This window comes from Streptomyces sp. NBC_00190, assembly GCF_036203305.1.
Classification (GTDB): Bacteria; Actinomycetota; Actinomycetes; order Streptomycetales; family Streptomycetaceae; genus Streptomyces.
Genome location: NZ_CP108131.1, coordinates 6842605 through 6868325, shown reverse-complemented (window position 1 = coordinate 6868325; position 25721 = coordinate 6842605). Strand labels below are relative to the sequence as shown.

The 25721-nt window shown below is 71.7% G+C and carries 28 protein-coding genes, 2 tRNA genes and 1 pseudogene; 11 read left to right on the top strand and 20 right to left on the bottom strand.

Features of this window, described 5'->3' with window-relative positions; translation table 11 throughout:
• Positions 1-26: 26 nt before the first annotated feature.
• Positions 27-251, bottom strand: coding sequence for a hypothetical protein (locus tag OG429_RS32260; protein WP_328928778.1), 225 nt, complete (start codon positions 249-251; stop codon positions 27-29).
• 427 nt (positions 252-678) lie between these two features.
• Between OG429_RS32260 and OG429_RS32255 the strand changes: the two genes are divergently transcribed.
• Positions 679-1434, top strand: coding sequence for a transposase family protein (locus OG429_RS32255; RefSeq protein ID WP_328928777.1), 756 nt, complete (start codon positions 679-681; stop codon positions 1432-1434).
• A 27-nt stretch (positions 1435-1461) separates the two neighbouring features.
• A pseudogene (locus tag OG429_RS32250) lies at positions 1462-1734 on the top strand (tyrosine-type recombinase/integrase); the annotation flags it as partial.
• Between the two features lie 118 nt (positions 1735-1852).
• Here the strand turns inward: OG429_RS32250 and OG429_RS32245 are convergent.
• A tRNA-Pro gene (locus OG429_RS32245) sits at positions 1853-1926 on the bottom strand.
• Positions 1927-2034: 108 nt separating this feature from the next.
• On the opposite strand from OG429_RS32245, the gene OG429_RS32240 reads away from it, so the two are divergent.
• Positions 2035-2517, top strand: a complete 483-nt coding sequence (locus OG429_RS32240; RefSeq protein ID WP_328928776.1) for a DUF309 domain-containing protein — start codon at positions 2035-2037, stop codon at positions 2515-2517.
• On the opposite strand, the gene OG429_RS32235 is transcribed toward OG429_RS32240, so the two are convergent.
• The 4 genes from OG429_RS32235 to OG429_RS32220 are packed head-to-tail and all read right to left on the bottom strand — an operon-like array spanning position 2497 to position 5741.
• Complete coding sequence (locus tag OG429_RS32235) at positions 2497-2889, bottom strand: VOC family protein (protein WP_328928775.1); 393 nt, start codon at positions 2887-2889, stop codon at positions 2497-2499. The two genes, OG429_RS32240 and OG429_RS32235, sit on opposite strands and share 21 nt — an antisense overlap.
• A gap of 4 nt (positions 2890-2893) precedes the next feature.
• Entirely contained in the window at positions 2894-3523 is a 630-nt protein-coding gene (locus tag OG429_RS32230) for a LutC/YkgG family protein (RefSeq protein WP_328928774.1), read from the bottom strand.
• A complete protein-coding gene (locus OG429_RS32225; protein ID WP_328928773.1) occupies positions 3520-4989 on the bottom strand; it encodes a lactate utilization protein B in 1470 nt (489 codons plus the stop codon). The genes OG429_RS32230 and OG429_RS32225 overlap by 4 nt, the downstream gene beginning before the upstream one ends.
• Positions 4986-5741: a (Fe-S)-binding protein gene (locus OG429_RS32220; protein ID WP_328928772.1), complete on the bottom strand. Its 756-nt coding sequence runs from the start codon at positions 5739-5741 to the stop codon at positions 4986-4988. Before OG429_RS32220 ends, OG429_RS32225 begins: the two co-directional genes overlap by 4 nt.
• 18 nt (positions 5742-5759) lie before the next feature.
• On the opposite strand from OG429_RS32220, the gene cobF reads away from it, so the two are divergent.
• Complete coding sequence (cobF, locus tag OG429_RS32215; protein ID WP_328928771.1) at positions 5760-6512, top strand: precorrin-6A synthase (deacetylating); 753 nt, start codon at positions 5760-5762, stop codon at positions 6510-6512.
• A 20-nt stretch (positions 6513-6532) separates the two neighbouring features.
• Here cobF and OG429_RS32210 read toward each other — a convergent pair whose 3' ends face one another.
• A complete protein-coding gene (locus OG429_RS32210) occupies positions 6533-7672 on the bottom strand; it encodes an aminotransferase class V-fold PLP-dependent enzyme (RefSeq protein ID WP_328928770.1) in 1140 nt (379 codons plus the stop codon).
• A gap of 114 nt (positions 7673-7786) precedes the next feature.
• Positions 7787-9505 carry a glycoside hydrolase family 71 protein gene (locus OG429_RS32205; RefSeq protein WP_328928769.1) on the bottom strand — a complete coding sequence of 573 codons (1719 nt, stop codon included), beginning with the start codon at positions 9503-9505 and terminating at the stop codon, positions 7787-7789.
• 309 nt (positions 9506-9814) lie between these two features.
• On the opposite strand from OG429_RS32205, the gene OG429_RS32200 reads away from it, so the two are divergent.
• On the top strand, positions 9815-10285 hold the full coding sequence (locus OG429_RS32200; RefSeq protein WP_328928768.1) for a hypothetical protein: 471 nt from the start codon (positions 9815-9817) through the stop codon (positions 10283-10285).
• Between the two features lie 11 nt (positions 10286-10296).
• Here the strand turns inward: OG429_RS32200 and OG429_RS32195 are convergent, their stop codons facing one another.
• From OG429_RS32195 to OG429_RS32165, 7 genes are all read right to left on the bottom strand, one after another.
• A complete protein-coding gene (locus tag OG429_RS32195) occupies positions 10297-11079 on the bottom strand; it encodes a hypothetical protein (RefSeq protein ID WP_328928767.1) in 783 nt (260 codons plus the stop codon).
• 177 nt (positions 11080-11256) lie between these two features.
• Positions 11257-13476 carry an NADP-dependent isocitrate dehydrogenase gene (locus OG429_RS32190; RefSeq protein ID WP_328928766.1) on the bottom strand — a complete coding sequence of 740 codons (2220 nt, stop codon included), beginning with the start codon at positions 13474-13476 and terminating at the stop codon, positions 11257-11259.
• A 194-nt stretch (positions 13477-13670) separates the two neighbouring features.
• Entirely contained in the window at positions 13671-14024 is a 354-nt protein-coding gene (locus tag OG429_RS32185) for a DUF805 domain-containing protein (protein ID WP_328930487.1), read from the bottom strand.
• 162 nt (positions 14025-14186) lie between these two features.
• Positions 14187-15029 carry a chitosanase gene (locus OG429_RS32180; RefSeq protein ID WP_328928765.1) on the bottom strand — a complete coding sequence of 281 codons (843 nt, stop codon included), beginning with the start codon at positions 15027-15029 and terminating at the stop codon, positions 14187-14189.
• A 70-nt stretch (positions 15030-15099) separates the two neighbouring features.
• The gene (locus OG429_RS32175; RefSeq protein WP_328928764.1) at positions 15100-15702 is read right to left on the bottom strand and encodes a GNAT family N-acetyltransferase; all 603 of its coding nucleotides are present in this window, start codon (positions 15700-15702) and stop codon (positions 15100-15102) included.
• Between the two features lie 87 nt (positions 15703-15789).
• The gene (gene corA, locus OG429_RS32170) at positions 15790-16872 is read right to left on the bottom strand and encodes a magnesium/cobalt transporter CorA (protein ID WP_328928763.1); all 1083 of its coding nucleotides are present in this window, start codon (positions 16870-16872) and stop codon (positions 15790-15792) included.
• A gap of 134 nt (positions 16873-17006) precedes the next feature.
• On the bottom strand, positions 17007-17924 hold the full coding sequence (locus OG429_RS32165; RefSeq protein ID WP_328928762.1) for a LysR family transcriptional regulator ArgP: 918 nt from the start codon (positions 17922-17924) through the stop codon (positions 17007-17009).
• A gap of 69 nt (positions 17925-17993) precedes the next feature.
• Between OG429_RS32165 and OG429_RS32160 the strand changes: the two genes are divergently transcribed.
• The 4 genes from OG429_RS32160 to OG429_RS32145 all read left to right on the top strand — a co-directional run bounded on the left by OG429_RS32160 (position 17994) and on the right by OG429_RS32145 (position 21573).
• Positions 17994-18617 (top strand): LysE/ArgO family amino acid transporter, encoded by a 624-nt coding sequence (locus tag OG429_RS32160; protein ID WP_328928761.1) that lies wholly within the window; start codon positions 17994-17996, stop codon positions 18615-18617.
• A gap of 74 nt (positions 18618-18691) precedes the next feature.
• Complete coding sequence (locus tag OG429_RS32155) at positions 18692-19738, top strand: NUDIX hydrolase (RefSeq protein WP_328928760.1); 1047 nt, start codon at positions 18692-18694, stop codon at positions 19736-19738.
• Positions 19739-19852: 114 nt separating this feature from the next.
• Complete coding sequence (locus OG429_RS32150; protein ID WP_328928759.1) at positions 19853-20473, top strand: RNA polymerase sigma factor; 621 nt, start codon at positions 19853-19855, stop codon at positions 20471-20473.
• On the top strand, positions 20473-21573 hold the full coding sequence (locus OG429_RS32145; protein ID WP_328928758.1) for a CU044_5270 family protein: 1101 nt from the start codon (positions 20473-20475) through the stop codon (positions 21571-21573). The genes OG429_RS32150 and OG429_RS32145 overlap by 1 nt, the downstream gene beginning before the upstream one ends.
• Positions 21574-21922: 349 nt before the next feature.
• Here OG429_RS32145 and OG429_RS32140 read toward each other — a convergent pair.
• Positions 21923-21996, bottom strand: a tRNA-Pro gene (locus OG429_RS32140).
• Between the two features lie 147 nt (positions 21997-22143).
• On the opposite strand from OG429_RS32140, the gene OG429_RS32135 reads away from it, so the two are divergent.
• Together OG429_RS32135 and OG429_RS32130 are read left to right on the top strand one after the other, a co-directional pair.
• The gene (locus tag OG429_RS32135; RefSeq protein ID WP_328928757.1) at positions 22144-22845 is read left to right on the top strand and encodes a transketolase; all 702 of its coding nucleotides are present in this window, start codon (positions 22144-22146) and stop codon (positions 22843-22845) included.
• 14 nt (positions 22846-22859) lie between these two features.
• Entirely contained in the window at positions 22860-23762 is a 903-nt protein-coding gene (locus OG429_RS32130) for a transketolase family protein (RefSeq protein WP_328928756.1), read from the top strand.
• A gap of 16 nt (positions 23763-23778) precedes the next feature.
• On the opposite strand, the gene OG429_RS32125 is transcribed toward OG429_RS32130, so the two are convergent.
• The 4 genes from OG429_RS32125 to OG429_RS32110 form a co-directional block, all read right to left on the bottom strand.
• Positions 23779-24144, bottom strand: coding sequence for an MmcQ/YjbR family DNA-binding protein (locus OG429_RS32125; protein ID WP_328928755.1), 366 nt, complete (start codon positions 24142-24144; stop codon positions 23779-23781).
• 72 nt (positions 24145-24216) lie between these two features.
• Positions 24217-24768 carry a GAF domain-containing protein gene (locus OG429_RS32120; protein ID WP_328928754.1) on the bottom strand — a complete coding sequence of 184 codons (552 nt, stop codon included), beginning with the start codon at positions 24766-24768 and terminating at the stop codon, positions 24217-24219.
• Complete coding sequence (locus OG429_RS32115; protein ID WP_328928753.1) at positions 24765-25400, bottom strand: GTP-binding protein; 636 nt, start codon at positions 25398-25400, stop codon at positions 24765-24767. The genes OG429_RS32120 and OG429_RS32115 overlap by 4 nt, the downstream gene beginning before the upstream one ends.
• Positions 25378-25716 carry a DUF742 domain-containing protein gene (locus OG429_RS32110; RefSeq protein WP_328928752.1) on the bottom strand — a complete coding sequence of 113 codons (339 nt, stop codon included), beginning with the start codon at positions 25714-25716 and terminating at the stop codon, positions 25378-25380. Before OG429_RS32110 ends, OG429_RS32115 begins: the two co-directional genes overlap by 23 nt.
• Between the last annotated feature and the right edge of the window lie 5 nt (positions 25717-25721).

Genomic DNA, 25721 nt, shown 5'->3' with positions numbered 1-25721 from the left:
TCTCCTGTGCTTGCTCCAGCAGCTCCTCAAAGCTCGGTTGTGCCACTGTTGACCTCCGGGAAGAACTGCAGCATGCGCCTGGGGAACTCGATCACTGTCTCGTGCTCGGGGATGTCCATCTGTGACAGGCGCCCCTCGTCCAGGACCTTCCATCCCTGGAGCACGTAGTTGTCCGTCTCGTCGTCGTAGTACACGGTCGGCGAGTTGTTGACCGGTGACTCCGGATCCTTGCCCAACTTGTGCAGCGCCATGATGCCCTCTCCCTGTGAGGCTGACGATCACTGCGCACGATCTTGCACGTAGCTAACCCGCTACGACCAGCTACTTGCGAGAACTTGTACGGCCTCCTCGTCGACCGCCCGATCGCCTGCTCGGGCCAACCCCACGAGATTGCGTCCCATTTATTACATATTGACACATTCGTGTCGAATTGTTCATTCCGATTACAGAATAAGAAATGCGCCGAAACAACCCGTTTGGGGTTTCGACGGATTTAACTTACCTATGGTTATCTCAATCGCATCACAGAAAGGCGGTGTCGGAAAGGCATCATCCACTGAGCCCTTTCCAACCTGGCTGTGGCATCGGGGTGTTGGTGGGCATGGGTTGTACGGAACGACGAAGCTCCTGGTAGACGGGTTCTCGACCAAGATCATCTGCGTCCGCCAGGAGCTTCGCGTGCTTGTCTACCCGTCGTCGATCGATCTGTCCAGCCGCACACTGCGGCACCTGACGAGGCAACTGGCCGCTCACCGGCGGGAGATCGGCACGCGATGGCGGCGTCTGCCCGCCGGCCGTCAGGCCCTGCTCGCCCTGGCCCACCTGCGATGCGGCGACACGTACGCCCAACTCGCCGCAGGGTTCGAGATCGGCATCGCGACCGTCTACCGCTACATACGCGAGGCCGTCGAAGTGCTGGCCGCCCAGGCGCAGACCCTGGCCGAGGCAATGACGACCGTCCGGACGAAGGCGTACGTGATCCTGGACGGCACCCTCCTGCCCATCGACCGGATCGCCGCCGACACCCCGTACTACTACGGAAAACACAAGCGCCACGGCATGAACGTCCAGGTCATCACGGATCCGTTCGGCCGACGGCTATGGGCTTCCGCGGCCCTGCCCGGCTCCACCCACGACCTGACCGCCGCGCGCGAACACGGCATCATCGACGCGCTCGCAACGGCAGGGCTGAAGTGCTGGGCGGACAAGGCGTACCAAGGAGCCGGCCGCCATGTCCGCGTACCTTTCCGGGGCCGCCGGCTCAAGCGCTGGAAGCGACAGCACAACAGCACCCACGCCAAAATCCGGTGCCTCGGCGAGCAGGCCATGGCCGTCCTGAAGGGCTGGCGCCTGCTACGCAAGCTCCGCTGCAGCACCAACCGGATCACCGACATCGTGAAGGCCGTCGTCGTCCTTCACCACGCCTCAACCTGAGGTTGGAAAGGGCTCAGTGGTTACGTCGTCGTTGACGAGCTGGGCCGACCCTTTAAGACGGACAAGCTGCGGCGCGAGGCTCACCGGCTCATGGCCCAAGCCGGCGTTCGGAAGGTCCGTCTCTACGACGCCCGTCACGCCGTGCTCTCCTGGATGGCCAACAACGGCGTGCCCGACACCGTCGTCTCCGCGTGGGCCGGACACTCGGACCTGTCCTTCACCAAGCGGGTCTACGTTCACCCCGACCCGCAGAATCTTAAGGCCGGTTCGGACAAGCTCGGGGAGCTGCTCGCCAGCTAGGGCAAGATCCATCCCGTCTTGTGACCAAATGTGACACATCGCCGCGGAAAACGATCAAGAGCCCTGCCTCACCGAAGTGAAGCAGGGCTCTGACCTGCGACTATGAGTAGAACTCTAGTCGGGACGACAGGATTTGAACCTGCGACCCCTTGACCCCCAGTCAAGTGCGCTACCAAGCTGCGCCACGTCCCGATGTGCTCTCGACCTGGGGTTTCCCCCTGCTCGGCGGCACATGCAGAACATTACCCCACGCAGACGGGTGTGCATGCACCGGTAATCGAGGGGGGAGAGGATGGGGCGGTGAACACACGAGATCGGGATGCCGAAGGGCGGGCGCGCAGCGCTCGGCCCAGGGACGGGCTGGGGCGGCCGCTGCCCTACGGGGTGCCCGGGGTGGAGCGGCAGCCCGAGGGGGTGGTGCGCTCCCCCGCCCAGACCGTCCGGGAGGCGCAGCGGCTGCTGGACGCCGGGATGCCGTTCCACGCGCACGAGGTGTTCGAGGACGCCTGGAAGTCCGGGCCCGGGGCCGCGGCCCCGCTCTGGCGGGGGCTCGCGCAGCTCGCGGTCGGGCTGACGCACGCCGCGCGCGGCAACCCGGTCGGCGGGGCGCGGCTGCTGCGCCGCGGGGCCGCCGGGATCGAGGGGCTGGACGGGGGGCCGTACGGGGTCGACGTGGCGGGCCTGGTGCGCTGGGCCCGGGAGCTGGCCGGCCGGGTCGCGGACGGCGGCCCGGCCGTCGATGCCGCGCGGGAGGCGCCGCGGCTAGCGGGCGGGCTGGAGTAGGTCCCAGCGGTTGCCGTAGAGGTCCTCGAAGACGACGACGGAGCCGTACGCCTCGTGGCGCGGCTCCTCCAGGAAGCGGACTCCCTCGGCGGCCATCCGGGCGTGGTCGCGGGCGAAGTCGTCGGTGTAGAGGAAGAAGCCGACCCGGCCGCCCGTCTGGTCGCCCACCCTGGAGCGCTGGGCCTCGTCCTTGGCGCGGGCCAGCAGCAGCGCGGTCTCCTTGGCGCCGGGCGGGCGGACGACGACCCAGCGGGAGCCGTCCGGGCGCTCGGTGTCCTCGGCGAGGTCGAAGCCGAGGGCGCGCGTGTAGAAGTCGATGGCCTCGTCGTAGTCGTGGACCACGAGGGCGGTGAGGGCGATGTGGGTGGGCATGACCTCATTGTGCGCCGAGGAGGATCACCTCCAGGGTGCGGGGGCCGTGCACGCCCTCCACCCGGTCCAGTTCGATGTCGCTGGTGGCGGAGGGTCCGGAGATCCAGGTCAGCGGGCGGACGGGGTCGAGGCGTTCGAGGGCCTGCGGCACGGAGTCCACCAGCTGTTCCGGTACGCGGACGACGCAGATGTGGTGGTCGGGGATCAGGGTGATGCGCCGGCGCCCCTGTTCGGGCCCGCCGTCGAGGACGATCGTTCCCGTTTCGGCGATGGCCAGGGCGCAGCCGGTGACCACGCTGTCGACCTCGTCCAGTTGGTACGGGGTGGACCCGGCGCGGTCGTGGATGCGGGTCGGGTCGGCCGCGGCGAGCCAGTGCGGGGGCAGCGCGGGCGGCACGAGGACCGTCCGGGAACCGCGCACGGCCAGAAGCCGCATCAGCAGCATGGGGAGGTCGTCCTCGCCGGTGCGGTGGACCGTCGCGCGGTACTCGGCCAGGTTGGCGGCGAGCAGGTCGGCGCTCTCGGCCGGGGTGCGGGCGCCGTGCGCGCGGAGGTAGTCCCGGGGGATGCCCACCTCGGGGCCGCCCGGCACGGCCCGGCGGATGCGGGCCAGGATGCGGTCCTTGCTCGTCACTGCGGGGTCCCCCGTTCTCGGGTCCACCAGTCGCGGAAGGACTCCGCCGGGATGTCGGGCAGTTCGCGGGTGCCGGTCCAGGCCCGCCCCGGCCCCGGCAGCCGGCGCGGGCGCAGCCGGCGGGCCCGGGCCAGCAGGCGCTCGCCCGCCCTGAGCGCTCCCGGGTGGTCCAGGAGGAGCCGGGCGGCGCGCATGGCGGCCCGTTCGGCGGTGCGGCCGTGCGCGGGGCGGACCGTGACGCGGATGCCGTCCCGGGTCACCGGTCCGCCCTGGGCCACCCGTTCGCGCAGGTGGACGAGGACCTCGGGGATGTCGATGGCGACGGGGCACACCTCGTAGCAGGCTCCGCAGAGCGTCGACGCGAAGGGCAGCGAGGCGTCGATCTCACTGCCGGTGCCGCGCAGTTGGGGGCTGAGGATGGCGCCGATGGGGCCGGGGTAGACGGAGCCGTAGGCGTGGCCGCCGGCGCGTTCGTAGACGGGGCAGACATTCAGGCAGGCGGAACAGCGGATGCAGCGCAGGGCCTGGCGGCCCACCTCGTCGGCGAGGGTGTCGGTGCGGCCGTTGTCGAGGAGGACGAGGTGGAAGGCACGGGGCCCGTCGCCGTCCGTCGTTCCCGTCCACATCGTCGTGTACGGGTTCATCCGCTCGGCCGTCGAGGAGCGCGGCAGCGTCTGGAGGAAGATCTCCAGGTCGCGGAAGGTCGGGACCACCTTCTCCACGCCCACCACCGAGATCAGGGTCTCGGGCAGGGTCAGGCACATCCGGCCGTTGCCCTCCGACTCGAAGACGACCATCGTCCCGGTCTCGGCGACCATGAAGTTGGCGCCGGAGACGGCGACCTTGGCCCGAAGGAACTTCTCGCGCAGGTGCAGGCGCGCCGCCTCGGCGAGCTCCCGGGGGTCGTCGCCGAGCGGCTCGGGCGCCGGCCGGCCCAGGCGGCCCATCTCGGCACGGAAGGTGTCGCGGATCTCGGCGCGGTTGCGGTGGATGGCCGGGACCAGGATGTGCGAGGGCCGGTCGTGGCCGAGCTGGACGATGAGTTCGGCGAGGTCGGTCTCGTACGCGGTGATCCCGGCGGCCTCCAGCGCCTCGTTGAGGCCGATCTCCTGGGTGGCCATGGACTTGACCTTGACCACTTCCCGCTCGCCCGTCTCCCGGATCAGGCCGGTGACGATCCGGTTCGCCTCCTCGGCGTCGGCCGCCCAGTGGACGGTCCCGCCGGCCGCCGTCACCGCCTGCTCCAACTGGACGAGGTAGCGGTCGAGATGGCGCAGCGTGTGGTCCTTGACGGCCTTGCCGGCCGCGCGCAGCCGGTCCCAGTCCGCCAGCTCGGCGACCGCCCGGGCCCGTTTGTCGCGGATGGTGTGCGTGGCGCGGCGCAGATTGGCGCGCAGTACGTCGTCCCGTACGGCCTCGCGGGCCGCGTCGGGAAACGCGGGCATGCCGAGATGGACACCCGTCATCGCAGCGGTTCCTCCTCCGTGGCGGCCAGGATCTCGGCGAGGTGCAGGGCGCGCAGCGGGGCTCCGGCCCGGCGCAGCAGGCCGTCGAGGTGGGCCAGGCATGAGTTGTCGGCGCCGCACAGCACCTCCGCGCCCGTGGCCCGGGCGGCCGCGGTTTTGTCGGCGCCCATCGCGGCCGACACGTCGGGGTTCTTGACCGCGAAGGTCCCGCCGAAGCCGCAGCACTCCTCGGCGCCGGGCAGCTCGATCAGCTGCAGGCCCTTGACCGCGGCGAGCAGCCGTCGCGGCCGGTCCCCGAGCCCGAGTCCCCGTAGACCGTGACAAGAGGGGTGATAGGTGACGGTGTGCGGGAAGTACGCGCCCACGTCGGTCACGCCGAGGACGTCGACCAGGAACTCGGTCAGTTCGTACACGCGGGGTGACAGCGACCGCGCCGCCTCCGCGAGTGCGGTGCCGCGCCCCTCCCCCGCCGCCTTGCGGCCGATGCGCGGGTAGTGCTCGCGGATCATCGCGGCGCAGGACCCGGAGGGGGTGACCACGTACTGGTAGCCCGCGAAGGCCTCGGCCGTACGCCGCATCAGCGGTTCGGTCTCGTACCGGTAGCCGGTGTTGTACTGCGGCTGCCCGCAGCAGCTCTGGGCCGCCGGGAAGTCCACGGTGACGCCGAGCCGCTCCAGGAGCCGCACGACGGCGATGCCGGTCCGCGGGTACAGCGCGTCGTTGACGCAGGTGACGAACAGGGCGACGCGCATGACGGGCACAATAGCGCCGTGAAGAAGTTCTCAGTGATCGGCATAGGCGCGGGCGACCCGGACCACCTGACCCTCCAGGCCGTCAAGGCGATCGGCGCGGCGGACGCGTTCCTCATCCTGGAGAAGGGCGAGGAGAAGGCGGATCTGACCGGGCTGCGGCGCGCGATGCTCGACGAGCACGCCCGCCCCGGCCACCGGCTGGTGGAGGGCCGGGACCCGGACCGGGACCGGACCCCCGCCGACTACACCCCGACGGTGGACGGCTGGCGCAGCGCGCGGGCCGAGCTCTTCGAGCGGTTCATCGCGGAGGATCTGGCGGACGGCGAGACCGGGGCGTTCCTGGTGTGGGGCGATCCCTCGCTGTACGACTCCACCCTCGCCATCCTCGACGAGGTGCTGGAGCGGGGCCGGGTGGCCTTCGAGCACGAGGTGGTACCCGGCATCAGCAGCGTCTCGGCGCTGCTGGCGCGGCACCGGACCAACCTGAACCGGGTGGGCCGCCCGGTCCAGATCACCACCGGGCGGCGGCTGGCCGAGGGCTGGCCGCAGGACGTGGACGACGTGGTGGTGATGCTGGACGCCCGGCACGCCTTCACCGCCCACCTGGACCAGGACCTCTTCATCTACTGGGGGGCCTACGTCGGCACCCCTGACGAGATCCTGGTGCAGGGCAGGCTCGCGGACGTCGCCGGGCGCATCGAGGAGCTGCGCACCGAGGCCCGCGCCCGCAAGGGCTGGATCATGGACACGTACCTGCTCAGGCGCGGCTGAGCCTCCCTGCCCAGCGTCCTTTACGCCAGGAACGCGGGCAGGGCCGCGGCGAGGCGTTCGTACTCCTCGGGGTGGTTGTACACCTGCCCGCACACGCGCAGGCCGCCGCCGCCCGGCCGGGGCCAGACCAGGACCCGGATACGGAGCTTCGCCGCGAGTTCCTCGCGCATGGCCCGGGCGGCGTCCTGGGTCTCGGCGACGCCGGGCGGCAGCAGCAGGGAGCGCATCGGCAGGACCGGGGTGTGCGGGAGGGCGGTGAACCCGGGGATCCGGGCGAGCAGGTCCGCACCGTAGGCGGCGAGCGCGCTGTTGTGGGCCCGTACCTTGTCGGCGCCGAGGCGGTCGAGCAGGTCGAGGCCCTCCGGGGCGGCCAGCCAACCGGTGTAGTCGGCGGTGGCCCGGTAGTCGACCGAGCGGGGGAAGCCGCGGTGGTCCTCCCAGGAGGGCACCAGGGCCCTGACGCGGTCCCGGTGGGCGGGGGCGACGGCGAGGAGCGCGCTGCCGGAAGGGGCGTAGCCCCACTTGTGCAGGTTCCCGAACCAGAAGTCGGCCCCGGCGACCGGCTCGGCCAGCGCGCCGGGGGTGTGGGCGCCGTCGACGACGGTGACGATCCCGCGCGCGGCGAGGTCCGCGAGGAGCCGCGGTCCGGCCACGAGGCGGGCGGTCGGCGAGCTGACGTGGTCGAGGAGGGCCACCTTCGTGCGGGGCGTGAGCGCCGCCAGCACGGCCTCGCGTACGGCGTCCTCGTCGGGCAGGTGCGGGTCCAGGGCCACCGTGGTGACGGGCGCGCGGCGGGCGGCCGCGGCGGTCACGGTGCCGTAGCCGTGGTCGGTGACCAGGATCTCGTCGCCGTCTTCGAGCGGGACGGCGTCGAGCGCGATGTTGGCGCCCTCGGTGGCGTTGGAGATGAAGGCGAGGCCTTCGGGGTCCGTCCCGAGGCGGGCCGCGATCCGGCCGCGGGCCCCGGCCAGCCGGTCGGAGACGGCGTAGAAGAAGGCGTCGGGGTCGGCGTGGGCCTCGGCACGCAGCACCTCCTGGACCTCCTGGACGGGGAGGGGTACCGCCCCGTAGGAGCCGTGGTTGAGGTGCGCGACGCCCGGGTCCAGCCGGAACAGGGCGGAGCCTCCGGGAAAGGCGGTCGGGGTGGCGTGCTCGGTCACGGGTACCTCCGGGTGACGGGTGCGGCTGGCCTGCTTCCGGATCATGCAAGGGCGGCGGCCGAGCCCACAAGGCCAATCCGGACGGAGTGGCCTGCCGGTGGCCGCCGCGCTCCGCTACTGTTCCCGTCCGCTGGTCGCCGCGTAGTACTGGAGGTCCTGGACCTCCACCGTGCGGTCCACCGGGTACGGCAGCTCCACGTCCGCGCCGCCCCTGCCGTCCCGCACCACCTCGGCCGAGGCCGTGCCGGGCTTCAGCGGGAGCAGTTGCGAGTGGATCCCCGCGGGTGCCTCGTGGGTGTCCTTCGCGGATCCGACGGCCGTACGGACGACCGCCGGCTCGGCGAGGAAGCTGAGCACCTCCACGGTGTCCCGGGGCGCCGCGCTGCCCTTGCGCGGCGCCATCAGCAGCGACTGGCCGCCCGTCGGGTCGGCGCTCGCGAACTGGGTGCGGGCGGTGAGGTACAGCGTGTCCCGGACGATCTTCGGCCAGCTGCCCGTCTTGAACTTGGTGAGGTAGTACGAGGTCAGGTCCAGGTAGGCGTGGCCGTTGTGCAGGGAGGGCGCGAACTGGCTGCCTTCCGAGTAGTCGTTCCAGGTGGTGAGCTGCACCCAGTCGGCGCCGTCCTCGATGGCGTGCGTCCAGGTGGAGCGCAGGGTCGCGGTGTTGCCGGCCTCGTCGTAGATGCCCTGGTTGGGGCGGGCGTCCTGGACGGAGACGGGCTGCATCCAGATCTTGCCCAGGTCGTGCGCCCGGCGGACGTCGCGGGTGCTGCTCTCCTGGCCGACGTAACTGCGGCTGCCCCACTCGGAGAAGCCGTAACTGATCGGGGCGAAGGCGCCGTTGTGGGCCCCGAAGTCGAGGAAGAGCGGGACGAAGGCGGTGCGGACGCCGTGCCTGGTCTTCAGGATCTCCATGACCTGGGTCCACCAGGCCGCGCTCTTCGCCTCCGCTTTGAAGGGGGAGACGACGAGCCGGCCGTCGGGGAGCCGGTGGGCGGCGGGGGCGCCGCCGAGGGTGGCGATCGCGTCGGCGAGCACGCCCGGGTCGTCGGTGTTCAGCGAGGTCATGTCCGGCATCAGCATGATCTTGAATGCCGGGTCCACCGAACGGGCCGCCGCCATCAGGAGGTTGGAGCGGTCCCAGTTCTTGCCGGAGAGGGAGAGCATGTCGAGGGTGAACCCGTCGATGCCCGCCGCGCGGGCGGTGCGTACCTCCTGCTGGAGGTTGGCGTACTCCCAGTCGCCGGCCTTGGGCGGGGTGGGCAGCGGCCGGTCGCGCAGCAGGCCGCCGTACTTCTCGTGCTTGCCGCTCTCGCCGCCCGGGTTCAGGTAGTTGCGGGTGTAGTAGTCGCCGTCCGCGCTCGCGTTGTCGAGGGAGAGGGGGTACGGGGTGAAGTAGTGGGCGAACACCAGCTTCCCGCCCGCCGCGCCGGAGCGCAGGGCGGCCGGCTGGGGCAGGTCGAAGGGCAGGGCGCCGGAGGGGCGGGCGGCCCCGGTGTCCACCGCGCCCTTGGGGTTGCCCTTGGCGGCCGCGCCCTTGGTGGGCGGCGGGCTGTCGGCCGGCTGCGGGGTGGCCGGGTCGGAGGCGCCGGGCGCGGCGCTGCCGGGCCCGGTGGGCGACGGGATGCCGATGGCGGGGGCCGAACCGGCCTGAGGTGAGGCCCCGTTGAAGGGGTCCCAGGCGATCCCGGTGGCCGCGCAGACCCCGACCAGGAGGAAGGCGGAGATCAGCAGGGCGAGCAGCGGCCTGCGGCCCCGGAAGCCGGATCGGCGCCGGTGCCGGTGCGGACCGCGACGGGCGGCCCGCCCGTCGGATCGCCGGTCCGCGCTCATCCTGGCCCCTCCCCCGTGCGTATGCCCCCGGTGGGTGGCTGCACAGCAGTAGAGCCCATTACCGGCTGCCCGACAACCGTTCGGGGTGCGCGCGCCCGGACACGTACGTCACAGGGCCGACGGGAACTACGCCGGATGCGGGTCGCTGTGCTCGGCGGGCCGCCGAGCTCGTCGGGGCGCCGCGGCGGCCCGTTCTCTCCGGAATGTGACATTCCCCTGGCCTCATGGCGCAGGCGGCGGATAATCATCGTCATGCGGCTTGAAACAACCCTTTTGCCGCGCTTGGTCACGCATGCAATGGGGGGCATCGTGCCGATGAGGGAATCCGGTTCGCCCGCAACGACACTGCCCGCGACGTCCACCGAGATGTCCCGGCTGCTCACCACCGTCCGCAGGGGGCGCGTAGTGACGGTGACGGGAGGTTTACGCGGGCCGCGGAGCCTGCTCGTACGGGAGATCGCCCGGCGGCTCGCGTCGAACTTCTACGACGGGGTGGCCGTCATCGCCCTGGACCCGCTCCGGGGCGGCTACGGAGTCCGCGAGCTGACGGCCGAACTGGGCTGCGTACGCGGCATGCGCTTCCTGCCGTGCGGGACGGCGGACACCGCCTCGTGGCTGGCCGAACGGGACATGCTGCTCGTCCTGGACGGCACCGAACAGCTCGGCCCCGAAGCACTGGCCTGGCTGCGCCGTCTGCTCGCGGTGGCCCCCGGACTGCGGATCCTCGCGTCCGGGCGGTCTCCGCTGGCCTTCGAGCAGGAACGGGTCCACCGGCTCTGACGTCGGCCCGGTCACCGGCTGAGCTGGCGCCACACCGGGGCCGGACAGTGCCCCTGGGGCCGGGTCTTGAGGAACAGCCGGTAGTCGACCTGGCGCGGCGGCCGGCCGATCTCCACCCAGTGGGGCCGGCCGGAGACCTTGTCCCAGCCGTCGTTCGGCATCCGGATGTGGTCGGACCGCCCGTCCTTGTCCTGGCTGGTGATCTGGGCGACCTCCGCGTGGTCGGCGTGGGCGGCCAGCACCACGCAGTAGTGCCGCAGTTGCCGCGCGGGATCCTCGCGGAGCGGCACCATCGCCAGCCAGACCTCGCCCGGAGCCGGCCGCTGGGTGCCCGGCCGCTGGGTGCCCTTCGGCGCGAGCGTGCCGCCGCGGGAGCGGTCCCACCAGCGGACCGCGGCGACGAAGGCGGCCGCGACCAGCCCGGCGGCCAGACTCTCGGCCGTCGCCCGGACGTTCCACAGGGGCTGGTCGCCGACCTTGCTCTCGGTCCACCACAGGGCCGGGGCGACCAGCGCCAGCAGGGCCGCGGCCCGCGCCAGGACCAGCCACCACACGAAGGCACGGCGCCGGCCGGCGAACAGTGCCAGGCCGAGCGCCACCACGACCGGGATGGCGTAGGTGGCCAGGTACGGGACGAAGCCGTGCAGCTGCTGCGGCGGCGTCTGCGCCGCCATCAGGTCGGGCAGGGTCAGCGGAAGCGAGAGCAGGTACCCGAGCGTGGGCAGGACGAACGTCAGGAGCAGGATCGCAGCGCAACCGATGCCGCCGCAGGACGAGTTGGAACCACGTGCCACAGAACCCCCCGAAGGTCACCGACCAGCGAACGTTAGCGCAGGGCCCGCCCCTCGGCCACCGAGTCCCGGGATGTTCTCGCATGGCCGGCGGGGGATCGCGGCCGGGTACGGAGACGGGTCCGCCCCGGCCGGGCACGAGGCCGGCCGGGGCGGAGCATCACGCGTACGACTCAGGTGTCAGCCGAGGAGGGCCAGAGCCTGGTTGAAGGTCGCGGACGGGCGCATGATCGCCGCGGCCTTGGCGGCGTCGGGCTGGTAGTAGCCGCCGATCTCCGCCGGGGAGCCCTGCACCGCGATGAGCTCGGCGACGATGGTCTCCTCCTGCTCCGACAGCGTCTTGGCGAGCGGCTCGAAGGCCGTGGCCAGCTCGGCGTCGTCGGTCTGCTTGGCCAGCTCCTGCGCCCAGTACGCGGCGAGGTAGAAGTGGCTGCCGCGGTTGTCGATGCCGCCCAGCTTGCGGCTCGGCGACTTGTCCTCGTTGAGGAAGGTGCCGGTCGCGCGGTCCAGGGTGTCGGCCAGCACCTGGGCGCGGGCGTTGCCGGTGGTGGTGGCGAGGTGCTCGAAGCTGGCCGCGAGCGCGAAGAACTCGCCGAGCGAGTCCCAGCGCAGGTAGTTCTCCTTGACCAGCTGCTGGACGTGCTTCGGGGCGGAGCCGCCGGCGCCCGTCTCGAAGAGGCCGCCGCCGTTCATCAGCGGGACGACCGACAGCATCTTGGCGCTGGTGCCCAGCTCCAGGATCGGGAACAGGTCGGTCAGGTAGTCACGCAGCACGTTGCCGGTCACCGAGATGGCGTCCTCGCCGCGGCGGATGCGCTCCAGGGAGAAGGCGGTGGCCTCGACCGGGGAGAGGATCTTGATGTCCAGGCCCTCGGTGTCGTGGTCGGCCAGGTACGTCTTGACCTTGGCGATCAGCTGCGCGTCGTGCGCGCGGCCCTCGTCCAGCCAGAAGACGGCCGGGCTGCCGGTGGCGCGGGCGCGGGTGACGGCGAGCTTGACCCAGTCCTGGATCGGCAGGTCCTTGGTCTGGCAGGCGCGGAAGATGTCACCGGCGGCGACCTCCTGCTCCAGGACCGTGTTGCCCGCGGCGTCGACGACGCGGACGGTGCCCGCGGTCGCGATCTCGAAGGTCTTGTCGTGGCTGCCGTACTCCTCGGCCTTCTGGGCCATGAGGCCGACGTTCGGCACCGAGCCCATGGTGGAGGGGTCGAAGGCGCCGTTGGCGCGGCAGTCGTCGACGACGACCTGGTAGACACCGGCGTAGCTGCTGTCCGGGAGGACGGCGAGGGTGTCGGCCTCGTTGCCGTCGGGGCCCCACATGTGGCCGGAGGTGCGGATCATGGCCGGCATGGAGGCGTCGACGATGACGTCGGACGGCACGTGCAGGTTGGTGATGCCCTTGTCGGAGTCGACCATCGCGAGGGCCGGGCCCTCGGCGATCTCGGCGTCGATGGAGGCCTTGATCGCGTCGCCGTCGGGCAGCGCGCCCAGGCCGTTCAGGACGGCGCCGAGGCCGTCGTTGGGCGACAGGCCGGCGGCGGCGAGGGTCTCGCCGTAGCGGGCGAAGGTCTTCGGGAGGAAGGCGCGGACCACGTGGCCGAAGATGATCGGGTCGGACACCTTCATCATCGTGGCCTTGAGGTGCACGGAGAACAGCACGCCCTCGGCCTTGGCACGCTCGATCTGGTCGTTGAGGAAGGTGCGCAGCGCGTCGACGTGCAGGACGGACGCGTCCACGACCTCACCGGCGAGGACCGGTACGGACTCGCGCAGCACGGTGGTGGCGCCGTCGGCGGCCACGTGCTCGATGCGCAGGGTGCCGGCCTCGGCGATGACCGCGGACTTCTCTGTGGAGCGGAAGTCGTTCTCGCCCATGGTGGCGACGTTCGTCTTCGACTCGGGGGTCCAGGCGCCCATGCGGTGCGGGTGCGTCTTGGCGTAGTTCTTGACCGAGCCGGGGGCGCGGCGGTCGGAGTTGCCCTCGCGCAGGACCGGGTTGACGGCGCTGCCCTTGATCTTGTCGTAGCGGGCGCGGACGTCGCGGTCCTCGTCGGACTTCGGGTCGTCCGGGTAGTCCGGGAGGGCGTAGCCCTGGCCCTGGAGCTCGGCGACCGCGGCCTTGAGCTGCGGGATCGAGGCCGAGACGTTGGGCAGCTTGATGATGTTCGCTTCCGGCGTCTTCGCCAGCTGGCCGAGCTCGGCCAGGGCGTCGGCGATCCGCTGGCTCTCCTGGAGGTACTCCGGGAAGCTGGCGATGATCCGACCGGCCAGGGAGATGTCACGGGTCTCGACATTCACACCGGCCGTCGACGCGTATGCCTGGATCACAGGCAGGAACGAATACGTCGCGAGGGCCGGGGCCTCGTCAGTGTGCGTGTAGATGATGGTCGAGTCAGTCACCGGATGCTCCGCTCCACAGTCTGCGTCTCTCGTCTGCAACATTGCTCGACATCAAGATATCTCGTGATCGGGCCGGTCCGGACAGCCCCCTGCCCCGAGCCCCGGGAGACGCGCGTCACGCCCGTCACGCGAGAGCGCCGCCGCCGACGTGTTCCGTCGGCGGCGGCGCCCGGGTGTGCGCGTGCTCGGGCCGGTCAGGCGTGGATCGCCTTGGGGCTCGGGCCGTACTTGTTCGGCCCGGCCTCGCCCTCGGTGGCCATGAGGACGATGAGCCAGATCCAGCCGAGGAGGGGGATCAGGACGAGCAGGTACCACCAGCCGGACCGGCCGGTGTCGTGCAGCCGGCGCACGGTGAGGCCGACCCACGGCAGGAGGACCGCCAGGGTGTAGACCCCGTCGATGATGCCGCTCGTGCCGAGGACGACGTCCAGGGTCACGAGGACGACGTCGACCACGAGGTTGCACAGGACGAACATCCAGAATTCCTGGCGGCGGGCGCGACCGGAGAAGACGGCGTACTTCTTCAGCACGTCGGTGTAGTAGTGCACGAGTCCCCCCAGAGGACGGATGGTGGGCCCGTCCTGCTGGATCAAGCCGGGGCAGAATTTATGCCCCTGTTACTGGCGGGTCAAGGTCACTTCCCGCATCGCCCGATCGGCCGCGCGGCGCCGCGGCCGGGACCCGGACCCGGGCCCCGGCCGCACGTTGCGTCAGCCGATGTGGAAGGAGTCGCCGTAGACCTTCCAGTCGAGGGGGGTGTTGAGGTTCAGGTTGCCCTTCTTCAGGAAGACCCGCTGCGCGGTGTCGACGCGGCTGGTGTCGCTGTGCGCCTCCTCCTGCTTCATCGCCCAGACACGGGCGTCGAGGAAGGCGTTCAGCCACGTGGTCTCGTTGCCGCCCTGGGCCGGGGGCTTGGCCTTGGACAGCGCGCGCTTGCGGATGTTGCGGAAGCTGGTGGAGTCGCCGCCGTCGCCGTGCATGACGATGGCGTCGTAGTACATGAACTGGCCGAGGGTGCCGACCCCGTCGGACTTGCCCTGCTTGACCGCCGGGTTGAAGTAGACCCGGTCCCGCTCGTGGTCCTGAGCCTTCCTGAACTCGGCGTCCTGGGCCGCCTTCGCCCAGTCCTTGGTGAAGTTGGGGTCGAGACCGGCGTGCGAGTCGGTGCCGTCGACCTTGCGCAGGGCGGGGAGGTACTTCGCGAGGATGTTGCCCGGCTTGACCTGGGTGTAGTACTCGACGAGGTCGAGCATGTCCCCGGTGCCGGAACAGAAGCCGATGATGCCGGCCGTGTAGCCGCGCTCGTCGTCTATGTCCTCGATGTACTTGTACTGCGCCTTCCAGTCCAGCGAGGAGTTCTCGGCGCTGGAGACGATCTGCATGGCGATTTCCTTCTTCGCCGGATCGTCGAGACCGACGGCGGCCGCCGCGGTCACCTTCGTGGAGGCGGCACCGGCGTCGGCGGCCGTGGCGTGGGCCGCGACCGGTACGGCGAGGAGCGCACTGCCGATCAGGGCGCCGATGACCAGGGTCTTGCGGTGGGGGACGAACACAAGGGCTCCGTGGGGTAGTTGAGGCTTCCTTGGTTGGTTAGGAAACTTTACTACCAGCGTTTGGGAATCCTCAAGACCCGTACACGCGGGCCTGGAGCGAGCGTTTGGCGTCCGGCCATTCGGGGCGCGTGATGCTGTACACGGCGGTGTCGCGGATCCATCCGTCGCGCATCACCATGTGGTGGCGCAGCACTCCCTCGTGCGTGGCCCCCAGCCGTGCGATCGCCGCCCGCGACCGGCTGTTGCGCACATCGGTCAGGAGCTCGACGCGGTGCATGCCCATCACCTCGAAGGCGTGGGTGAGCATGAGCAGCTTGGCCTCGGTGTTCAGCCCCGTCCCCTGCCAGGACGCGCCGAGGAACGTGTATCCGATCTCCAGCCGCCGGTGCGGGGGGTTGATCATCATGAGCCGCGTGGAGCCCGCGACCCTGCCGGTCGCGCGGTCGACCGTCGCGTACGTGATCTGCGTGCCCGCCTCACGCTCCGCCAGCGCGTCCTCGATGAAGGCGGGCACGTCCCGCGGGTGCGGGACGGTCGTCACCGGGAGCTCCCAGAGGCTCCCGTCGCGTATCGCCTCGCAGATTCCGTCGTGATGCCGGTGCGCGAGCGGCTCCAGCCGCACGCGCTCACCGGCCAGTGCGCCGCCGACCGGCTCCGTCGCCGTCCGTTCCATGTCCGAACCGCCCGTTCCCCGTGATCATCAGTGACAGGCGGACCCTACCGGCGGCATCGGCCGCCCTCACCGGGATTTTCGCGAGGGTCAGAGCCAGCCGTTGCGCCGGAAGCCGCGGTGGATGACGAAGCAGGCGACCGCCATGAGGACGAGGACCACCGGGTACCCGTACTGCCAGTGCAGCTCGGGCATGTGGTCGAAGTTCATGCCGTAGACGCCGCACACCATCGTCGGTACGGCGACGATGGCCGCCCACGCCGTGATCTTGCGCATGTCCTCGTTCTGCGCGACGGTCACCTGTGCCAGGTGCGCCTGCAGGATCGAGTCGAGCAGGTTGTCGTAGGCGCCGATCTGCTCGGTGGCCCGGCTCAGGTGGTCGGCCACGTTCCGGAAGTACGCGCGGGCCTCCGGCGGGATGACCGGTATCGGCTGGGTGGCCAGCTGCTCCAGCGGGCGGCTCAGCGGCGCCACCGCCCGCCGCAGCTCCAGGAGTTCGCGCTTGAGCTGGTAGATCCGGCCGGCGTCGCCGCGCCCGCCTTCCGGGCTGAACACCGCGGTCTCGACGGCGTCTATGTCGTTCTGCACCGCGTCCGTCACGGCCACGTAGTCGTCGACCACGTGGTCGGCCATGGCGTGCAGAACGGCCGCCGGCCCCTTGGCCAGCTGCGCCGGGGCGGCTTCCAGCGCCTCGCGGACCGGGCCGAGGGTGCCGCTTCCGCCGTGCCGGATGGTGATGACGAAGTCCTCGCCGGTGAAGGCCATCAGCTCGCCGGTCTCCACCACCTCGCTGGTGGCGGTCAGCTCGTCGTGATCGACGTAGCGCACGGTCTTGAAGACGGAGAACAGCGTGTCGTCGTACCGCTCCACCTTGGGGCGCTGGTGCGCGTGCACGGCGTCCTCGACGGCGAGCGGGTGCAGGCCGAACAGCTCGGCGAGCCCGGCGAGTTCCGACTGGTCCGGTTCGTGCAGGCCGATCCAGACGAAGCCGTCGCCCGTCTTGCGGACCCTGCGCAGCGCCTCCTCGGCCTCCGCGCAGCCCTCCTGGCGTACGCCGTCCTGGTAGACGACGCAGTTGACCACGGCACTGCCGAGCGGGGAGCGGGCCGGGTGGCTGAGGTCGACGGCCCGCCGGTAACCGCGGCGGACGACCCGGCGGAGGTTGCTGAACATGGACAACGCGTGCTCCTCTTCGGCTGATCAGCGGCCAGTCTGCCATCACCCGGGACGCCACCTGGGCTGCGACCATGCCGCGCGAACCGAGGCCATCGGAGCGGAGCGCGTCACGTTCCCGCAGGTCGGCCTCCTCAGGGGGTCGTCCGCGAGGGTCTGCGGAGCGCCTGCCCGGCCGCCTCCGCGACCACCCGCGCCACCATGGACAGGGCCGGCGAATCCAGCTTCCACTGCTGCCAGTACAGCGGCACGTCCAACGGCCGCCGCGGCGCCAGCAGCACCAGCTCCCCCGTCCGTACCAACGGCCTCGCCTGCTGCTCCGGAACCATCCCCCACCCCAGCCCCGCGACCACCGCGTCGCGGTATCCCTCCGACGTCGGTACGGAGTGCCGCACCGGCCCCGCACCGCTCGCCGCGTCCCCGGTCAGCGACCGCACGAAGCGGTCCTGGAGCTCGTCCTTCCGGTCGAAGACGATCACCGGCGCCCGCCTCAGGTCCTGGGCCGGCGCGCCCGCCAGGTGGCCTGCCGCGAAATCCGGACTCGCCACCGGCAGGTACCGCGCCAGGCCCAGCATCCGTACGCTGCACCCCGCGACCGGATCCGGCGCGGAGGTCACCGCCGCCATCACCTGGCCCTCCCGCAGCAGCGCCGTCGTGTGGGACTCGTCCTCGCGGTGCAGTTCGATGCAGACGGGCGGATCCTGCTCCACCCGCGCCATCGCCGTCAGGAACCAGATGGCGAGGGAGTCCGCGTTCACCGCGATCGGTAGCCGCACCGGTCCCGACCCTTCGGCCATCCCCAGCTCAGCCCGCGCGTCGCGCTCCAGCCGGGCCAGCTGCCGGGCGAAGCGGACCACCACCTCCCCGGATTCCGTCGCCCGCACCGGCTTCGTCCGCATCAGCAGCACCCGCCCGGTCCGCTGCTCCAGTGCCTTGACCCGCTGGCTGACCGCGGACGGGGTCACGTGCAGGACGGCCGCCGCGGCGTCGAAGGTTCCTTCGTCCACCGCCGCCAGCAGCGTCCGTACCTGGTCGAGAGGAAGCTCATCCATCACGAGCGCTAATGGTACGTAAAAATCCTTAGCTGTACTAAACCGGAACGCTTGCCTACGGTCGAGGGCATGACACACGGCATCATCACGGCGGCCCTCGCCGGCTTCGGCACCGGACTCTCCCTCATCGTCGCCATCGGCGCCCAGAACGCCTTCGTCCTGCGCCAGGGCGCGCGCCGCCACGCGGTCCTCGCCGTGGTCGCCATCTGCGCCGTGTCCGACGCGCTCCTGATCGCCCTCGGCGTGGCCGGCGTCGGCGCGTTCGTCACCGCCTGGCCCGCCGCCCTGACCGTGGTCGGGCTGGCCGGGGGCGGGTTCCTGATCTGCTACGGGGTCCTCGCGGCCCGCCGGGTGCTGCGGCCCGACCCGGGCGCCGCGCTCAGCACGGAGGGGGCCACCGCCGGGTCCGGCCGCCGGGCCGTACTGACCTGCCTGGCCATGACCTGGCTCAACCCGCACGTCTACCTGGATACCGTCCTGCTCCTCGGCTCCCTCGCCGCCGACCGGGGCGACCTGCGCTGGGCCTTCGGCATCGGGGCCGGTCTGGCCAGCCTGACCTGGTTCGGCACCCTGGGGTACGGAGCCCGGCTGCTCAGCGGCCTGCTGGCCCGCCCGGCCGCCTGGCGAGTGCTGGACGGCCTGGTCGCGGCGACGATGGTCACGATGGGCGGTCTGCTCCTGGCCCGCGCCTGACGTCCGCGTGCCGGGCCGTGCGCGATAGTGCCAGGGCACGCACGCCGCCGTGACCACGACCCCAGGAGCCCGCCGTGCCCCACCGCCCCTCCCCCGACGAGGTGCGGGCGTACTACGCCACCCAGCCCTCCCCGCTCGTGGCCGTCACCGGGATCGTCCTGGACACGCGCGGGCGGGTCCTCGTGCTGACCACCTCGTACAAGGCGGATCTGGAACTGCCGGGCGGCACGGTGGAGGACACCGAGACGCCGGAGGCGGGGCTGGCGCGCGAGCTGGAGCAGGAGCTGGGCCTCACGGTGCCCGTCGGCCGGCTGCTCGCGGTGGACTCCCGGCCGCCGGGCCCGCTCGGGCGCTCCCTCGTGGTGCACGTCCACCTCGTCGGTCCGCTGCCGCCGGACGAGGCCGCCGTGCTCTCCTTCCCGGACGGCGAGATCACCGGGGCCCACTGGCTCCGGCCGGAGGAGGCCGGTGAGGCCCTCCCCGCCCGTATCGCGCCCCGGCTGCGCGCCGGACTGGCCGCCCTGCACACCGGCTCCGTGGCGCATCTGCTCGACGGGGTGCCCCAGCCCGGTTCCCCGGCCGGCCTCAACCCGGCAGACCGGGCCGCCCTGGAACACGCGGGCATGCTCGACGCCGCGGGCCACCGCGCCAGCCGCCCGAAGGCGCTGGCGGGGGCGAGCGTGCTGTTCACCGACGCCGACGGCGCGATCCTGCTGGTGCGGCCCGCGTACGGCGACACCAGCCGCTGGCAGCTGCCCGGCGGCGGCATCGACAGCGACCTCGGCGAGACCCCGCGCGCCGCCGCCCGGCGCGAGGTCCACGAGGAGATCGGCCTCGACCTCGCCCCGGGGCGTCTGCTGGCCGTCGACTGGTCCCACAAACCGGGCCGTCTGGCCCGCGTCCGCTTCCTCTACGACGGCGGCGTCCTCGGCTCGTCGGCGCTGGCCCGGATCCGGCTCAACCCCGGCGAGCACCTCGAATGGCGCACGGCCGCCCGGGCCGAACTCCGGGGGCTGGTCAAACCCTCGCTGCGCCGCCGCATCAAGGCCGGCCTCGCCGCCCGTACCACCGCCACGGCCCCCCTGGAACTCCAGGCGGGCCGCCCGGTCGAGACCCCCTGACCGACGCCGGGAGCAAGGCGCCCGGGGTGCCACGGATCCGCGGCGGCCCGAAGTGACGTGCGTCACGGGAACCCGCCCCGTGATGCCGGACAGCCGACAGGAGTGACCACAGATATGCGAGCCCGGGTACGGTCCGGGGATCCTGATGCCTTCGCGGAGCTGTTCGACAGCTACGCCCGCGCCGTCTACAACCATGCCTTCCGGATGACCGGGGACTGGGCCGTCGCGGAGGACGTCATGTCGGCGACCTTCATGGAGGCGTGGCGGCTGCGCGCCACAGTGGATCCCGAAGGCGGGTCACTGCGGCCGTGGCTGCTGGGCGTCGCCACCAACCTCGCCCGCAACCACTGCCGCGGCAACCGGCGTTACCGGGCCGCAGCAGCGGCCGCCGCGGCGGCCGCGGCATCCGTGCCCGACCACGCCGACGAGGTGGCCGGCCGGCTCGACGACCGGCGGCGCATCGCGGTCACGCTGGCGCAGCTGAGCGCGCTGCGGCGGCCCGAGCGCGAAGTCCTCCTCCTGTGCCTGTGGGAGGGCCTGGAGTACGCCGACGCCGCCCAGGCCCTCGGGATCCCGGTCGGGACCGTCCGCTCCCGGCTGTCCCGGGCCCGTACGAAGCTGCGCGCACTCGCCGACGCGGAACTGAAGAAGAACAGACGGGAACCCGCCGGTCGCCCGCGACAGACATATGGCGACCGCACGGACGCGGTCCGGTCCGCGCAGGAAGGAATCTGATGAACGCCGACCTTTCCCAGCCCCACCCGGCCGACCGGGAGGAGACCGAGCACCTCCTGCCGTTCACGGAGCGGGAACTGCCCGCGGGCCGCCACCAGTTCCACAGGGAGCGCCTCATGACCCAGATCCACGACGACCTCCGCGCCACCGGCTCCGCCACCGCCCGGCCCGTCCGCACCGGGAAGCCCCGCAACCCGTTCCTGCGCCGCGCGATCCTCCTGCCCGTGGCGGCCTGCGTCCTGGCCGGCACGATCGCGGCCGGCGTCCACGTCCTCGCGGACCTGGGCGTCACGAACGACGGATCCGGCTCCGGGGTCGCCACGGGCCCGGTGCTGACCACCCGGATCGGCGCCGCCGACCCGGCCGGTGCGACGGGGCTCCTGGACCGCATCTCCCTGGCTGCCGCCGACGTCTCGGGCCCGGCGGTGCGCGGGAACCAGTTCATCTACATCGGCACGAAGACCGCCACCTCGTACGTGAGGACCGACCACGGCAAGAGCACCCTGGTCAGCGAACAACTGCACATGCGGCACAGCTGGAACTCCCCCGACGGACGCAAGGGCTGGCTGATAGAGCCCGGCAACACCGGTCCCGACGGCATCACCCTGGAGGGGAACACCGAGACGGGCCGGAAGCCGACGCCGTACCTCAACGCACCCACCTACGACTACCTCGCCGGGCTGCCCACCGACCCCGACGTGCTGCTGCGGAAGATCTACGAGGAGACCAGGGGCCACGGCAGGGGCCCCGACCAGGAGGCGTTCACCACGATCGGCGACCTGCTGGGCGAGAGCTACCCGCCGGCCGGCCTCGCTGCGGCGCTCTACAAGGCCGCGGCGAAGATCCCCGGTGTGGTCACGGTGGACGACGCGGTCGACGCCGCCGGCCGGCACGGGGTCGCGGTGGCCCGTCTGGACGAGACCTCCGGCCAGCGCACCGAATGGATCTTCGACAAGGAGACCCTCGCGTTCCTCGGCGAGCGCACCGTCCAGGTGGAGGGCAGCGCCGGCGAGCAGGGCCTGATCAAGCCCGGCACCGTCGTGTTCACCCGCGCCGTCATGACCCGCGCGATCGTCGACCGGATGAAGCACACACCGTAGCCCCCAGGGCTCCGATCACGGCCTGTGAGGCAAGGGCTCCTCATCAAATCCTCAGGTCGGTCCGGCGAGACTGCCGGAGTCGGCGACGGCGCTCTCCCGTATCCCCCGCAGGAGAGCGCCTCGTCGGCCGGGCACAGCGACCTGTCGTTCACCAAGCGGGGCTACGTTCACCCCGACCCACAGAGCCTCACGGGCGGTTCGGACAAGCTGGGCGAGCTGCTGGCTGGTGTGGCGTGATCGTCAGCGGCTGTGAAGAAATGTGACGCGACAGCTCCAGAGAACGCACAAGAACCCTGCCTCACCGAAGTGAGACAGGGTTCTGAACTGCGACTACGAGGCGAACCTCTAGTCGGGACGACAGGATTTGAACCTGCGACCCCTTGACCCCCAGTCAAGTGCGCTACCAAGCTGCGCCACGTCCCGATGCGCGCTGACCTGGGCTTTCCCCTGGTTGAACGCGCAGGAGAACGATACCGCACTTCGTGGGGTGGTCGCGCGCACCTTTCCGCTCCCCGGTCCGGGGCGGGAGCTTCTTGACCTCGACCACACTTGAGGTTGCACGATCGATGCATGACGCAGGCAACCGCGGACACGGGTTTCCGCTACGAGGATCTGGGCCGGCTGATCGGCCTCATGACCGGGGCCGAGAAGCACGGCCCCGCCGCCACCTCCACCCTCGACGTGCTGTGGGTGCTCTACGACCGGGTGCTGCGGGTGACGCCCCGGACCGCCGAGGACACCGGGCGGGACCGGTTCCTGCTGTCCAAGGGTCACGGGCCGATGGCGTACTACGCCGTCCTCGCCGCCAAGGGGTTCTTCCCCGTCGAGTGGCTGCCCGGCTTCGGCTCCTACGACTCCCCCCTCGGGCACCACCCGGACCGCACCCTCGTTCCCGGTGTGGAGATCGGCAGCGGGTCCCTCGGGCACGGACTGCCGCTCGCCGTGGGCAGCGCGCTCGGGCTGCGCGCCCAGGGACTGGACGACCCGGCGGTGTGGGTGCTGATCGGGGATGCCGAGCTGGACGAGGGCAGCAACCACGAGGCGCTCGCCTACGCGGGCTCCGCCGGGCTGGAGCGGCTGCACACGGTGGTGATCGACAACGACTCCGCGACGCACGGCTGGCCCGGGGGGATCGCGGCCCGCTTCGAGGCGGCCGACTGGTCCGCGGCCACCGTGGACGGGCGGGACCACGCCGCGCTGCACGCCGCGTTCACAGAGCCGCATCCCGGTCGGCCGCACGTCGTGGTCGCCCGTGTCGAGAAGAAGTTCTGAGGGCGGGGAGAGACATGGACACCATGCGGGAACGCTTCATCTCGGTCACGTCGGACCTCCTCGGCGAGGACCCCCGGCTTGCCCTGGTGCTCGCGGAGATCACCATGGACGGCTTCCGGCCCGCCCAGGAGCGGCACCCGGACCGGTTGATCAACGTCGGGATCAGGGAACAGCTCCTCGTCGGCGTCGGCGGCGGCCTGGCCCTCACCGGACTGCGGCCGGTCGTCCACACCTTTGCCAGCTTCCTCGTGGAGCGGCCGTTCGAGCAGGTCAAGCTGGACTTCGGGCACCAGGCCACGGGCGGCGTGCTCGTCAGCGCGAGCGCCAGCTACGACTGGCCGGCCGGCGGTTTCACGCACATGGCGCCAGGCGACGTGGCGCTGCTCGACACCCTCGACGGCTGGACGGTCCACGTCCCGGGCCACCCGGACGAGGCGGAGGCGCTCCTGCGCCACGCGTACGCCGCCGGTGACGACAAGGTGTACGTCCGGCTCTCCCAGCAGTCGAACGCGTCCCCGCGTCCGGTGGCGGGCCTGGGCTTCCGGACCGTACGGGAGGGGCGGGCGGGCGTGGTGGTCGCCGTCGGCCCGCTGCTGGACAACGTCCTGGCGGCGACGGAGGGCCTGGACCTCACGGTGCTGTACGCCCCCACCGTGCGCCCCTTCGACGCCGCGGCCGTGCGTGAGGCGGCCGGTCGCGCCGCCGCCGACGTGGTCCTCGTCGAGCCCTACCTCGCGGGCACCTCCACGGCGGCGGCGAACGACGCCTTGGCCCACGTCCCCCACCGGGTGCTGGGCCTGGGCGTGGCGCGGGCCGAACTGCGCCGCTACGGCACCATCGACGAGCACACCGCGGCGCACGGCCTGGACCCGCGGTCGCTGCGGGAGCGCATCACGGCATTCCGGGCGCCGAACTGAACGCCGCCGCCCGCAGTCAGTCCGCGCCGTCCGCCGACAGTTCCCGGTGGGCCGCCGCCAGCCGCTTGGGGGCCGCCTGGAGCCAGGAGTCGACCAGGATCGAACGCAGTTCGCCCTCGTCCTCCACCGCCTCCAGGCGGACCCGCAGCCAGGCGTAGTCGTCGTCGTGGCCTTCGCGCACGAAGAACTTCTCCGGCTCCGCCGCGATCAGCTCGGCCCGGTCCTCCTTGGGGCACTTCACCCCTATCGAGGTGTCGTCGTCACCGAGCGCGGCGAAGATCTTCCCGCCCACCCGGAAGGTCGGCATGCCCCAGGCGAGCTTCTCGCTGCTGTCCGGCAGCGACAGCGCGATCGTGCGGACGTCCCTGGCGGTGGTGCCCATCCCGCGACTCCTCTCCGGCCACCGGTGACCCCTCGTCCACGACCGTAGACCCCGGCACTGACATCCGCGGCCTCACGCGGTCCGCCGCCGGTCCTCCCGGGCGTGCACCAGCTCCACCAGCTCCGCGGCCAGCGCCTTCACGGTGGCGAGCCCCTCCGTCCCCCACCGGCGCGGCACCACGTCCACCGCGCACACCGTCCCCAGGACGATCCCGCGCCGGTCCGTCAGCGGCGCGCCCGCGTACGAGCGCACCCCGCTCTCGTCGACCACCGCGTTCCCGGCGAAGCGCGCGAAGTCCCGTACGTCCTCCAGCACCAGCGCCCGCCGCCGCACCACCACGTGCGGGCAGTAGCCGTGGTCGCGGGCCAGCACCCGCGCCGGGTAGCCGCTCGCCGGCGCCTCGGCCACGTGGTGCAGCCCGGCGAAGAACTGCCGTTCCTCACCGATGAAGTTGACCCCCGCGTACGGCACGGCGAGCGCGTCCGCGACGCGCCGCGCGAAGGCGTCCAGTTCGGCGTCCACCCGTTCGCCCAGGCCCAGTTCGCGCAGCCGGACGACGCGCGCGGGCGCCTCCCGGTCCACGGGCGTGAGCAGCAGGTGTCCGGTCGATTCGTAGTACGTCATGGCGGTTCCCCCGACTCCGAAGACGAAGAGCTGACTGTGAAGGAGCTTTCCTTGAACGTGCACAGGAGATGGCGGACGAGAGCGGCCAGCGCCCCCGTTCCCGAACTGTTCAGGCGCGCGTCGCACCGTACGACGGGCACCTCGGGCCCGAGCCCCACCGCTTCGCGCACCTCGTCGGGCCCGTAGCGGTGACCGCCGTCGAACTCGTTGACGGCGACGATGAATCCGATCCCGCGCCGCTCGAAGAAGTCCACGGCGGGGAAGCAGTCGGCGAGGCGGCGGGTGTCGGCGAGCACCACCGCCCCGAGCGCGCCCGCGCACAGCTCCTCCCACAGGAACCAGAAGCGGTGCTGTCCGGGCGTGCCGAAGAGGTAGAGCACGTGGCCCTGGTCGAGCGTGATCCGGCCGAAGTCCAGCGCGACGGTGGTCGTGGCCTTGGCCTCGACCCCGTCCAGCCGGTCGGCGGTCCGGCTGAGGTCGCTCACCAGCTCCTCCGTGCTCAGCGGCTCGATTTCGCTCACCGCGCTCACGAAGGTGGTCTTGCCCGCCCCGAATCCGCCCGCGACCAGGATCTTCAGTGTCGCGGGCGGGGAGTCGGGGGCGGGCGCGTCACAGCCGTTTGTGGAGACCATCGAGCACCGCCCGCAGCAGGGACTGGTCATCGGCGGCGAACGAGCGGCCGCCCGGGAACCGGGGCGCCTGCGCCACGACGGCCCCGTGTTCCATCAGATCGGACAGCAGCACCTTCACCACCACGGCGGGCAGCCGCAGTTGCCCGGCGACCTCGGCGACCGTGACCGCCACGGCGCCCGCGCACAGCCGCAGGGCGAGGATGTGCTCCGCCCCCAGCGGCACGCGCGGCCGTACCCCGGTCGCGGTCATCAGCGACAGCAGGTCGAGCGCGACTCCGGGCCGGGTCCGCCCGCCGCTGGCGGTGTACGGGCGCATCACCC